This window comes from Williamsia sp. D3 (assembly GCF_000506245.1).
In the GTDB taxonomy this organism is placed as follows: Bacteria; Actinomycetota; Actinomycetes; order Mycobacteriales; family Mycobacteriaceae; genus Williamsia; species Williamsia muralis.
Window position 1 is genome coordinate 13,386 of the sequence record NZ_AYTE01000010.1, and the last position, 11,986, is coordinate 25,371.

Below are 11,986 nucleotides of genomic sequence, written 5' to 3' on the forward strand. Positions count from 1 at the left end.
CAGGCTTCGGCGCACGTTGGGGTAGCACCCATCTTGGTCTTGATATCGCGAACGCGATCGGCACCCCTGTGGTGTCAGTGACCGCTGGCGAAGTACTCGAAGCAGGCCCGGCGAACGGCTTCGGGCTGTGGATCCGAGTCCGCTAGGACGATGGCACCATCGGCGTCTACGGGCACATTGACCAGGCTCTGGTCACTACTGGTGAGCGTGTGGAGGCCGGACAGCAGATCGCCACGATGGGGAACCGCGGCATTTCGACAGGATCGCACCTGCACTACGAAGTGCGTCAGGACGACGGCAGCAATCTTGATCCGGCGCAATGGCTCCTGGGCCGCGGCGTCTCAGTCCAGTGAGTCGTCGCTGGACGCAGCCCCATGCAGTGGTGACAATACTGTCATGAAGTCGTTGGGAACCCTTGAAGCCGACGTGATGGACGTCCTGTGGAACGCAGCGCCGGAACCACAATCGGTCCATGACATTCTCGCCGCGTTATCAGGCCGCACGCACGCCTACACCACGATCTTGACCGTCGTCACCAATCTGCACTCCAAAGGCTTCCTCGAGCGCACCAAAGTCAGTCGCGCATACCATTATTCGCCTGTTCAGACACGCCAGGAGGCGACCTCGCAAGCCCTGCGCGACATCCTTGCCAGTAGCGAAGACCCTGCTGCGGTGCTCATGCATTTCGCGCAAACCGTCACCCCCGAAGAGCAAGAGGCGTTGCGTAAGAGTCTGTCTAAGCGGTCCAAACGTCCACGCTAGAGCCATCAATTGGACGGATACAAACCACGCCGGGCGTCCCGCTGGGTGAACCTGCGCGCTCGTCTACCGGAGCGAATGTGGTGCTCACACTTCGTGTGCCCTCGCAGTGCACAGTTCTCACAGGATTGATGCCTCACGCTCGGCGAGCCACGCCACTGGGTCCACGTTCTGTCCTGAGGGGTCCTGCACCTCGAAGTGCAAGTGGGGTCCTGTGGATTGACCGCGGTTACCGACGGTGGCGATCTCCTGGCCGGCGGTGACCGATTGTCCCACCGTGACGGTGTTTTCGTTGTTGTGCCCGTAGGTAGTGATGGTCCCGTCGTTGTGTTGGATGCGAACCCACAGGCCGAATCCCTGTGCCGGGCCCGAGCTGATGACCACTCCGTCGGCGACGGCGACGATGGGTGTTCCTGTCGAGTTGGCGATGTCGATGCCTTGGTGGTTGCGGCCGTCTCCGAAGGGGGAGGTGATTGTCCCCGAGGTCGGCGCGACGTACTGCCGGCCGACGGTCGAAACCTCGGTTGGGGTCTCGTCTGGTGACGGCGGGCTCGTCGAGGTGTCCGGAGGTAGCGGCGGCGTGGTCGACGGGACGGGCGCCGCCGGAGTTGCCGGTGCGGCGGTGGCGCTGGGCACGGGGGACGCGGACCCGATAGATGTCGTCGACTCGGTGGCCTGTGTGGTGGTTGTCGATGGCGGTGGCGGCGTCAGTTCAGGAGTTGCAGGCGCGGTGGTGCTGGGTTGCCCGGTGTGTGTGGGTGATGCGGGTGCAGGTGCGAAAGAGGATGCCAGAGTGTGGACGATGGTCGGGCTGTGCGGAGTCCCGGCGGCGGTGAGAGTGGCAACGATGTCACTGAAGTGCAGCGCTCTCATTGCTTCGGTGGTCTCGCTGGGATCGAGATTGGCTAGGGGGCTCAGGCATTGGGCGAGGGCCTGGGCATCTGCGTTGGGGGCACCGAGGGTGGCGAGTGACCACTGGGCAACGCATGTGCCCACCTCGCGGCCCACTCCCGCCAGGGCAGCAACGCCGTTGTCGGTGATCATCGCCTGGGCGTTCATTACCGCCAGCTGCAGCAATTCTCGTCGGATGTGGGTGCTGTCGGCGACGGGTTGATCTCCCGACGCCACGTCGGCGACCTCGTCGGACACGAGCTGATGGGCGTTCATTAGGGAGAGCTCGGGTGCTGACGCCGGCTGTTGTTCTTGCTGTGGGTGGACAAGAACTAACGCCCCGGCTGCGGCGACCACACAGCCTGTGGAGGTTGCCGCTGTCCAACGGCGGCGTGTTCGCGGTCTGCGGGAACGAACAAATACTTCAAAGCGCACGGCAACGCTCCTTTTGGAGGTGTCGGGAAGGGGCGGACCGCACGAGTTTGACAGGGTCCCACCACCGGGGCGTAGACCCCACTATTGCACTCCTCTCCCAGATGCACCATAGGAAACAGCAGCCTCATCTGAATCACAAGGATGTGATTACAGGAGTCGGCTCAGCGCGTGAGATCGATTGTGTGCCCGTAAATTTGGTCCACACTCACTGTTCGACGCAAGTTTCCGGCGAGGTGCACTTAGTGCGGCTGCGGACGAGCGACCCCGCGTAGGCACTGGGTGGCAGACATAAGTTTCTGTCATCGGCGGGACTGTCCACTACGATGAGGGTCAATACCTCCCAGGGGTAAGTCCAGAAGACGACAGCGAGCGCAGACACATAGGGGGTGGACGATGTCAGGGTTTGTAGGCGGTCATGGCAGCACTGATGTTGTCCTGCGTCATCGGCCGGTTCGGGGTCGCTGGTTGACCGCGGCGGCGATGGCGTGCGCCGCTTTCGCTGTACTTGTGGGCGTGTTGTTGATGCATTCGGTGCCTATGGTGCACCCTCCGGCCGGGCACGGTGTGGCCGGTGTTTCCACCGCTACGGTCACGCACCCGGCTAGCCATACCCACACCGGCCTCGCCGATCTGACTGCCCTTGGGATGGACGGCGCCGGCGTGGTGATGGATATGGGTTGCGGCGACGGCTGTTCGCCGCACACCGGGATGGCGATGTGCATGGCGGTGGTCAGTGTGGTGGCTACCCTGCTGATGACACGTCGGCTAGTGGCGCATCTGCCCACCGTCGGTGGGGCTCACCAGATGACGTGGACCGGCAGGTACACCTCGCGTGCACCGCCGTGGGCGACACCCTCGTTGGAGAAGTTGTCAGTGTTGCGGATCTGACAGACGAAGTGCCCTGGGCACTTTCGTTGTGACGTTGTACGTGCTTATCGGCGCGTCGCAATTCCTGATCCCCACATCCACATTTCTTTTCCAAGGAGACGATTATGTTCTTGACCCGTTCTGCCCGACTCAAAGTTGTTGTATCCGGTGCTGGTGTCGCTGCGGCCGTGGTGTTGGCCGGCTGTAGCGGTGACGGTGGCCACGACATGGATTCGATGGGTGGCGACTCGATGTCGACGCCTGCATCCACCAGCACGACCGCTCCCTCGACTTCGACGGGGGCCACCGCCCAATTCAACGACGCCGATGTGATGTTCGCGCAGATGATGTACCCGCATCACGCCCAGGCTGTCGAGATGGCCGAGCTGGTACAGGGACGCACCACCAATCCTCAGATCATCGAGCTGGCCGCGGCGATCAAAGCCGCTCAAGGCCCGGAAATGGCGCAACTACAGCAGTGGCTGCAGCAGTGGGGTAAACCTGCTCCGAGCGCCGATATGGGCAGCATGGACCACGGCAGCGACGGCATGAGCGGCATGATGTCTGAGCAAGATATGACCGAGCTGGAAGCCAAAAACGGCGCCGAGTTCGATCAGGCGTGGCTGACAATGATGATCAAGCACCACACCGGTGCGATCGAGATGGCTAACACCGAAATCGCGGACGGCTCTAACGAGCAGGCCAAACAGATGGCTCGCACAATCGTGCAAACCCAGCAGGCCGAAATCGACACCATGAAGTCGCTACAGGCCCAGTCCTGACCTCTCAACAACTGTCGTAGGGCCGGAACCTACTGATCGCATCGGTAGGTTCCGCCCTCGACCAGGTGCCCCCTCACCCTTCTTCACCTCAGGAACGGCTCCCTCCCCCGGCCCTCTGGCCGGGGGCGCGGGGCCGCTGAGCTTTGACTTACGGAGATTTCATGCGCACCCCTCATCACGGAGGGCTCCTGGTGCTGGTGCTCGCCATGGCGACACTGGCCGCCTGTAGTTCCTCCCCCTCACCGTCGACGTTGAGTTCATCCTCACCGGCAGCAACCTCGGCGGTCGACGCGCCGCAATTGACCATCACCCCCGGCGACGGCACCACCACGGTGAAGCCCACCGACCGGGTTGAAGTTCAAACATCTATGGGCACCTTGGAATCGGTGGTGCTGACCAACGAGACCGGAGCCCAGATCGACGGGTTCTACACCCCAGACCGAATAGATTGGAAACCCGCTGTTCCCTTGGGGTATGGCCGTACTTACACGCTGACCGCCACCGCTGTTCACGAGAATCAACGCACCGTACGCACCATGTCGTTCTCGACGGTCACACCGGGTAACCAGACCAAACCGACCTTTGTCAGCACCGGCGGAAACCTGCTCACCGACGGCGCCACCTACGGGGTAGGGATGGTGGTGGTCGCCCAGTTCGACGAGCCGATCGGCGACCGGGCCGCCGCCGAACGTTCACTCGAGGTGCGCACCGATCCCCCAGTCACCGGGTCGTGGAACTGGGTCGACGAGCGAAACGTGCACTGGCGTCCTCGCGAGTACTACGCCCCCGGGACCACCGTGACCGTTAACGCGAACATCTACGGGGTTCAGTTGGGAGAGAACCTATTCGGGCAAGAGGACGTATCAACCTCGTTCACCATTGGTGATGCGCACGTCTCGATCGCCGATGACACCACCAAACAAGTATCGGTGTTCAGCAACGGTCAGCTGGTGCGCACCATGCCTACCTCGATGGGTCGCGGCGGCACCGAAACGGTCAATGGCCGCACCATCCATTTCTGGACTCAATCGGGCACGTATACCGTCCTGGACAAGGCCAACCCGGTCATCATGGATTCCTCCACTTACGGACTCCCGGTGAACTCTCGCCTGGGCTATCGCCAGTCGATCAATTACGCCACCCGCATCAGCAACGACGGCATTTACCTGCACGAGCTTGTCGACACCATCGCCCAGCAGGGCAATACCAACATGTCCGCCGGATGCCTCAATCTCAACCCGGACAATGCGCGCTGGTTTTACGACTTCTCGGTACCAGGCGACATCGTCGAAGTCCGCAATACCGGAGGCCCCCCACTGGAGCTCTGGCAGAACGGTGACTGGAGTGTGGCGTGGGGCCAGTGGCTCGATGGTAGTGCGCTGCAATGATATTCACTGCCCAACGACGCAGGGCCGCAGCAGTGGTGTTCCTGGTGGGCGCGGTGGCGGTAGCGACTGGGTGCACCTCCGCCGCCCCTGCCCCCCGCCAGAATCCCCCAGCTGGTGTCGGCGACGTCACCGAGGCGATCACACTGTCTCCGGAGCTGACGCATCTGCATGGGCTGCAGCTGTCCGCCGATCGCACGCTGCTGGCCGGAACCCACACCGGGCTGGCTGCGATCACCCCCGCCGGCGCCACCACCGCCGTGGGCACCGCCGATGACGACCTGATGGGTCTGAGCGGGATACCGGGCACTGATGTGGTCTTCGCCTCGGGGCATCCCGGCCGGTCCAGCTCGGCCCCCAATCCACTGGGGCTGCGGGCCAGTACCGACGGCGGACACACCTGGCAGGATCGCTCGCTAGTGGGCGAGGTCGACTTTCATGTGCTTGCCGCCGACGAGGGCCTCCTGATCGGCTCTGACGGGGGTGCACGCCTGCTGATCTCCACTGACGCCGGCCACACCTGGGGTGCTGGAGCGCAGTTGGTGCCACGAACGCTGGCGATCAGCGCCGACGGTATCTGGGCAGCCACCGACGACGGGATCGTGTGGCGTAGCACCGACGGCGGGCGCTCTTTTGCCCGCATCGCCGCACCGACCATAGCGCTTCTGGCAGGCAGCGGCAGCGCGCTGTGGGCGATCGATGCCGACGGGTACGCCTGGCAACACTTCGAAAACCGGCCGTGGCTCAAGCATTCGTGGATCGGTGCTCCGCACGCACTCACCGTCGCGCCCGACGGCCTTGCCTACGCGGCGTCGACCACCCAGTTGTGGGTTCTCCAACCCCTCACTTGAATACCCTAGGGGGGTATGGTAGACATGAGGTGGGCCTTGATTGGGGGTCTCCGCGCAGGGCACGACCCGTGCGGCACTGGAAAAGAAATGGGGTTGTCATGAGTACGTCCACTGTCACCGTCACCGGAATGACCTGCGGACATTGCGCTTCATCGGTCCGGGAAGAGGTCGGCGCCCTGGCGGGCGTGAGCGATGTCGATGTTGACCTGAGCACCGGCAAAGTGACCATCACCAGCACCGACACCATCGAGCCGTCGGCGGTCAAGGCAGCGGTGGCTGAGGCGGGGTACCAGGTAGCCGAGTGAAAACGGCAGACCCCCGGCGCCGGACGAATGTCGGTGCGGCGCTGGGTATCTGCCCCTTACCCGTTACATGAGCGAGGAGAACGATTGTGAACACCGCGACCCGGTTAGCTCTGTACGGTGCGGGTCTGGTGGCCGTCTTTGTCGCCGCCTTCATCGCGGCCGGTGCTGTGGTGCCTGATCGGGTCGCGAGCGACTGGACCACTTCAGCCGACCACACCGCCCATACCCCCACCACGGACGCCGCTACTGCCCCTGCACCCGAGGCCGCACCGGTACGCGGAGTGTCGATCACCGCTGACGGCTTTGCCTTGACCGCCCTGGCAGCCCCCACCCGCGTCGGTGAGAGCGGCGAGCTGGCATTCACCATCACCGGCCCCAACGGTCGCCCCGTCACCTCGTTTGCCACGTCCCACGACAAACAGCTGCACGCGATCATCGTCGCCACAGATGGCAGCCACTATCGGCACGTGCACCCCACGATGGACACCGGTGGGCGGTGGTCGTTGCCGTGGCAGTGGCCCGCTGCCGGCAGCTATCGCGTCTTCGCTGATTTCGTGCCCGCGGCCACCGGAACCGACCTCACGCTCACCAGCACGGTGACCGTGGCCGGTGAGGTAGCACCATCGTTGCCGCGGCCAGTAAGCGCGACCGATGACGTGGCTGGCTTTCAGGTTAGCCTCCAGGGAAGCCTCAGCACCGCGGGCACCTCGATGGTCACGGCCCGCATCAGCCGCGACGGCAACCCTGTGACGACCCTGCAGCCTTACCTGGGCGCCTACGGACACCTCGTTGCCCTCCGTGAGGGCGATCTGGCCTACCTGCATGTGCACCCCGAAGGCGCGGCCCCCAGTGGCCCGGACCAACTTTCAGGTCCGCACGTGCAGTTCGCGACGAGCGCACCCACCCCGGGCCGGTATCTGCTGTATTTCGATTTTCAGGTGGATGGCCAAGTCCACACCGCCGAGTTCGTCCTGCAGACCACCGGGGCGCAACCCACGGCGCCACCGGCAGGACAACCCACCCCGAACCCGTCTGCGCCCACCGACGCCCACGGTGGCCATTAACCCACCGCCGCTCGGCGCCCACACGCCAGCGCTAACCATTCCCGAGGAGCATCCATGGTCACCGCACCTGCATCCCAGCCCGAGGCTGAGATCGAACTCGAGATCGGCGGCATGACCTGCGCGTCATGCGCCAACCGGATCGAACGCAAACTCAATAAACTGCCCGGGGTGACCGCGACAGTGAACTACGCGACCGAAAAGGCGAAGGTCACCGCAGCCTCCCCGGACCTGGATCCGCACACCCTGATTGCCGCCGTCGAGGAGGCTGGCTACACCGCAGCACTTCCTACCTCCGGCCCCGCCGATGGCAGCGGCGCCGACGACGAGCAGGCGCGCCCTGATCGCGAGCTCGTCGCATTACGTCAGCGTCTATGGGTGTCGGTGGCCCTCACCGTCCCGGTCATTGCACTGGCGATGATTCCGGCGTTGCAATTCACCTATTGGCAATGGGCCTCACTCACCCTGGCCGCACCGGTAATCGTGTGGGGGGCTTGGCCGTTTCACACCGCGGCATGGACGAACCTGCGCCACGGAGCGGCCACCATGGACACCCTGGTGTCGGTCGGCACCCTGGCAGCCTTGGCCTGGTCGATTTACGCGCTGTTCTGGGGTACTGCCGGGCAACCGGGGATGACCCACGGTTTTGAGCTGACCGTTTCTCCGTCCGACGGCGCCGGCAACATCTACCTGGAAGTAGCCGCGGGAGTCACCATGTTCGTCTTGGCCGGCCGCTACTTCGAAAAGCGATCCAAACGCCAAGCCGGCGCGGCCCTGCGCGCCCTGCTTGAACTCGGCGCCAAAGAGGTGGCCGTCCTGCGCAACGGCACCGAAACGCAAATCCCGATCGCCCAGTTGCAGGTGGGCGACAGCTTTGTGGTGCGACCCGGAGAAAAGATCGCCACCGACGGCGTCATCACCACAGGAAACTCCGCGGTCGATGCGAGCATGCTGACCGGTGAATCACTGCCGGTGGAAGTCAGCGAAGGTGATGCGGTCACCGGTGCCACCGTCAACGCTGGCGGCCGGCTCATCGTGCGGGCCACCCGTGTGGGCTCCGATACCCAGTTAGCGCGAATGGCCCAACTCGTCGAAGACGCCCAATCGGGCAAAGCCCAGGTCCAGCGACTCGCTGATCGCATTTCCGGAATCTTCGTCCCCATCGTCATCGCTATCGCAGTCGCCGTTTTAGGAGGCTGGATCGGTGCCGGGTTCCCGCTCAGCGCCGCGTTCACCGCCGCCGTAGCGGTGCTGATCATCGCCTGCCCCTGCGCACTGGGGTTAGCCACTCCGACCGCATTGCTGGTGGGCACCGGCCGCGGCGCGCAACTGGGAATCCTTATCAAAGGGCCCGAAGTACTCGAATCAACCCGCGCTGTGGACACCATCGTCCTGGACAAGACCGGCACGGTGACCACCGGAACGATGACCCTGCACGACATCGTCACCACCCCCGGTACCTCTTCCGACGATATCTTGCGTCTTGCCGGCGCGCTCGAGCACGCCTCCGAACACCCGATCGCCCGGGCCATTGCCGCCGCGGCCGAACAAGCCGGCCCGCTACCGTCGGTGGAGTCGTTCACCAGCGTGGACGGTAAAGGCGTGCACGGTGTCATCGACGGTCACGCTGTACTGGTGGGCCGTGAGAGCTTGCTAGCCGACTGGTCCCTCCATCTCGACGACACCCTGTCCGCAGCCAAGACTGCAGCCGAGCAGACCGGTAAAACTGCGGTGGTCGTCGCCTGGGATGGGCACGTGCAAGGTGTGCTGGTGGTCGCCGACACGGTGAAGCCGACCAGCGCCGCCGCGATCGCGCAGTTCACTGCCCTGGGCCTGACCCCCATCCTGCTGACCGGGGACAACCGCGCCGCCGCCGATCATGTCGCCGCCCAGGTCGGTATCACCGAGGTCATCGCCGAGGTCCTGCCCCAGGACAAACTCACCGTCATCGCCGACCTGCAGAAAAAGGGCAAAACAGTGGCCATGGTGGGCGATGGGGTCAATGACGCCGCCGCCCTTGCCCAGGCCGATCTGGGCCTAGCGATGGGTACCGGCACCGACGTGGCCATCGAAGCCGCCGACATCACCCTGGTACGCGGCGATCTGCGCTCGGCCGCAGACGCCATCCGGTTGGCCCGCAGAACCCTACGGACCATCAAGATGAACTTGTTCTGGGCATTCGCCTACAACATTGCCGCAATACCCCTGGCCGCTCTTGGATTGCTCAACCCCATGCTTGCCGGTGCCGCCATGGCCTTTTCCAGTGTGTTCGTGGTCAGCAACAGCCTGCGACTACGCACATTCACCTCCCAGGCCACCTCGACCCCCTCGCTCACGCCCGACGCACCCGCCCGGTCGCTGCAGCACGCCTAACCACCCACCCACCAACAGCTGTACACCTCGACTAATACCCTCTGGGGGTATAGGATGGTAGTTATGAACGGTTCACATCACCACCACCAGGGACAGTCGATGCCCACACCGGCATCGACACCTGCTGGTGCACACCCGCCCGTATCGCGCCCCGGCCATACCGAGACCACCGAAGCTCGTGGGATGCACGGCCATACCGACCATGCGCACCCCGGCCATAACGGCGCGGGTGACCATCAGGGCCACACCGATGACCACAGCAGCCATCAGGGCCACTCCGGGCATGGTGACCATGCGGGCCAGTTCCGCCGCCTGTTCTGGATCATGCTGCTGCTGGCCATCCCCGTGGTCGGTTTTTCGAGCATGTTCGCCATGCTGGTGGGCTACGACGTGCCCGACTCTGGAGCAGTGTCGTGGATCTCGCCGATTCTGGGTACGGTGATGTTCGCCTGGGGCGGCCGCCCCTTCTTGGTCGGCGCAGCAGCGAGGTGCGATCACGGACTCCAGGCATGATGCTTCTTATCGCACTGGCGATCACGGTGGCGTTCGTGGCGTCTTGGGGTGCGAGCATTGGCCTGCTTGACCACCAGCTCGATTTTTGGTGGGAACTGGCCCTGCTGATCGTGATCATGTTGTTGGGGCACTGGATCGAAATGCGGTCGCTGGCCCAAACCACTTCCGCGCTGGACTCGCTGGCCGCGCTGTTGCCTGATGAGGCCGAGCGGGTTGAGGGTGACAGCACAGTCACCGTCTCACCTGCGCAACTACGGGTCGGCGACGTGGTCATCGTCCGTCCAGGGGCCAGTGTGCCCGCAGACGGAAAGATCGTCGAGGGCACTGCCGAGATGGATGAGTCGATGGTGACTGGTGAATCAAAAACGGTGCGCCGCAACTTCAACGACATAGTCGTTGCTGGCACTGTCGCTACCGACTCGGGTGTGCGCGTGCAGGTTACCGCCACCGGCGACGACACCGCACTGGCCGGTATCCAACGGCTGGTCTCTGAAGCTCAGAACTCGTCGTCTCGGGCCCAACGGCTCGCCGACACCGCAGCTGCCTGGCTGTTCTGGTTCGCCCTGGGTGCAGCGGTACTGACCGCCATTGTTTGGACAGTACTTGGCTATCCGGATGACGCGGTCGTGCGCACCATCACCGTTCTGGTCATCGCTTGCCCTCACGCACTGGGATTGGCGATCCCGCTGGTGGTGGCCATCGCGACCGAACGCGCCGCCCGCGGTGGCGTGTTGATCAAAGACCGCCTCGCGCTGGAAAGTATGCGCACCGTGGACACCGTGTTGTTCGACAAGACCGGCACCCTGACCAAAGGCGAGCCCACCGTGACCGCCGTGCACGCCACAGCAGGCCACACCGAAGATGAGGTGCTCGCGGCCGCGGCCGCGGCCGAAGCCGACAGTGAACACCCTTTGGGTAGAGCGATCGTGCACGCCGCCCGCACGCGCGCTCTACCCCTCAGCAGGGCACGCGAGTTCAGTTCGTCACCGGCAGTGGGTGTATCAGCCCTCGTGGACGGCCACCGCATTCAAGTCGGTGGCCCACGACTGCTGGAGCAGTACCACCATGCTGAACTCGACATCGCCGACAACTGGCGGAGCGACGGCGCCATCATCCTGCACGTGCTGGCCGACGGAAACCTGATTGGAGCACTAAAACTCGCCGATGAGATACGCGGCGAATCGCGGGAAGCCGTCGCCGCACTCCACAAGCTTGGCGTCCAAGTGGTCATGATCACCGGCGACGCGCACGCTGTGGCCCAGTCGGTGGCCACCGAACTCGGTATTGACCGCGTGTTCGCCGGCGTCCGCCCCGAAGACAAAGCCTCCAAAGTCAAAGCGCTCCAAAGCGAGGGCCGAAAAACAGCCATGGTCGGTGACGGCGTCAACGACGCCCCCGCGCTCGCCCAAGCCGATGTCGGCATCGCCATCGGCGCCGGCACCGACGTCGCAATTGGTTCAGCCGGCGTCATCTTGGCCAGCGACGACCCACGGTCGGTGCTATCGGTCATCGAGCTGTCACGGGCGAGCTACCGCAAGATGAAGCAAAACCTCTGGTGGGCCGCCGGCTATAACCTGATCTCGGTTCCCCTTGCTGCTGGGGTGCTTGCCGGTATCGGATTCGTCTTGCCCATGTCCGTCGGCGCAATCTTGATGTCGGCGTCGACGGTGGTCGTGGCGCTCAACGCCCAGCTGCTGCGGCGACTGGACCTACGACCGGAGATCAGCGCGCCCACCGCAATCAGCCGGTAGCCACCTACAATGC

The 11,986-nt window shown here is 64.1% G+C and carries 10 protein-coding genes and 1 pseudogene; 10 read left to right on the top strand and 1 reads right to left on the bottom strand.

What is annotated here, in order from left to right; genetic code table 11:
- Positions 1 to 158 precede the first annotated feature (158 nt).
- Both W823_RS58650 and W823_RS36575 read left to right on the top strand, forming a co-directional pair.
- Positions 159 to 353 carry a M23 family metallopeptidase gene (locus tag W823_RS58650; protein ID WP_255326137.1) on the top strand — a complete coding sequence of 65 codons (195 nt, stop codon included), beginning with the start codon at positions 159 to 161 and terminating at the stop codon, positions 351 to 353.
- A gap of 43 nt (positions 354 to 396) precedes the next feature.
- On the top strand, positions 397 to 762 hold the full coding sequence (locus W823_RS36575) for a BlaI/MecI/CopY family transcriptional regulator (protein ID WP_023955771.1): 366 nt from the start codon (positions 397 to 399) through the stop codon (positions 760 to 762).
- Positions 763 to 879: 117 nt separating this feature from the next.
- On the opposite strand, the gene W823_RS57085 is transcribed toward W823_RS36575, so the two are convergent.
- Entirely contained in the window at positions 880 to 1,908 is a 1,029-nt protein-coding gene (locus W823_RS57085; protein WP_235189425.1) for a M23 family metallopeptidase, read from the bottom strand.
- A 570-nt stretch (positions 1,909 to 2,478) separates the two neighbouring features.
- Here W823_RS57085 and W823_RS36585 point away from each other — a divergent pair.
- The 8 genes and pseudogenes from W823_RS36585 to W823_RS36620 all read left to right on the top strand — a co-directional run bounded on the left by W823_RS36585 (position 2,479) and on the right by W823_RS36620 (position 11,973).
- Positions 2,479 to 2,973, top strand: a complete 495-nt coding sequence (locus W823_RS36585; RefSeq protein ID WP_152537997.1) for a DUF6153 family protein — start codon at positions 2,479 to 2,481, stop codon at positions 2,971 to 2,973.
- Between the two features lie 104 nt (positions 2,974 to 3,077).
- Positions 3,078 to 3,734, top strand: coding sequence for a DUF305 domain-containing protein (locus W823_RS36590; protein WP_023955777.1), 657 nt, complete (start codon positions 3,078 to 3,080; stop codon positions 3,732 to 3,734).
- Between the two features lie 161 nt (positions 3,735 to 3,895).
- Positions 3,896 to 5,122, top strand: coding sequence for an Ig-like domain-containing protein (locus W823_RS36595; RefSeq protein ID WP_031331592.1), 1,227 nt, complete (start codon positions 3,896 to 3,898; stop codon positions 5,120 to 5,122).
- Positions 5,119 to 5,970 carry a hypothetical protein gene (locus W823_RS36600; protein WP_081729654.1) on the top strand — a complete coding sequence of 284 codons (852 nt, stop codon included), beginning with the start codon at positions 5,119 to 5,121 and terminating at the stop codon, positions 5,968 to 5,970. The genes W823_RS36595 and W823_RS36600 overlap by 4 nt, the downstream gene beginning before the upstream one ends.
- 98 nt (positions 5,971 to 6,068) lie before the next feature.
- Positions 6,069 to 6,275 (top strand): heavy-metal-associated domain-containing protein, encoded by a 207-nt coding sequence (locus W823_RS36605; RefSeq protein ID WP_023955784.1) that lies wholly within the window; start codon positions 6,069 to 6,071, stop codon positions 6,273 to 6,275.
- An 86-nt stretch (positions 6,276 to 6,361) separates the two neighbouring features.
- On the top strand, positions 6,362 to 7,339 hold the full coding sequence (locus W823_RS36610) for a hypothetical protein (RefSeq protein ID WP_023955786.1): 978 nt from the start codon (positions 6,362 to 6,364) through the stop codon (positions 7,337 to 7,339).
- 54 nt (positions 7,340 to 7,393) lie between these two features.
- Positions 7,394 to 9,709, top strand: coding sequence for a cation-translocating P-type ATPase (locus W823_RS36615; RefSeq protein ID WP_023955788.1), 2,316 nt, complete (start codon positions 7,394 to 7,396; stop codon positions 9,707 to 9,709).
- A 183-nt stretch (positions 9,710 to 9,892) separates the two neighbouring features.
- A pseudogene (locus W823_RS36620) lies at positions 9,893 to 11,973 on the top strand (heavy metal translocating P-type ATPase).
- The last annotated feature ends 13 nt before the right edge of the window (positions 11,974 to 11,986 follow it).

What these genes read in the sequence shown, in the direction of transcription:
- W823_RS36575 (WP_023955771.1), top strand. Translation starts at nt 397, where the DNA reads ATGAAGTCGTTGGGAACCCTTGAAGCCGACGTGATGGACGTCCTGTGG.
- W823_RS36585 (WP_152537997.1), top strand. Translation starts at nt 2,479, where the DNA reads ATGTCAGGGTTTGTAGGCGGTCATGGCAGCACTGATGTTGTCCTGCGT.
- W823_RS36590 (WP_023955777.1), top strand. Translation starts at nt 3,078, where the DNA reads ATGTTCTTGACCCGTTCTGCCCGACTCAAAGTTGTTGTATCCGGTGCT.
- W823_RS36595 (WP_031331592.1), top strand. Translation starts at nt 3,896, where the DNA reads ATGCGCACCCCTCATCACGGAGGGCTCCTGGTGCTGGTGCTCGCCATG.
- W823_RS36600 (WP_081729654.1), top strand. Translation starts at nt 5,119, where the DNA reads ATGATATTCACTGCCCAACGACGCAGGGCCGCAGCAGTGGTGTTCCTG.
- W823_RS36605 (WP_023955784.1), top strand. Translation starts at nt 6,069, where the DNA reads ATGAGTACGTCCACTGTCACCGTCACCGGAATGACCTGCGGACATTGC.
- W823_RS36615 (WP_023955788.1), top strand. Translation starts at nt 7,394, where the DNA reads ATGGTCACCGCACCTGCATCCCAGCCCGAGGCTGAGATCGAACTCGAG.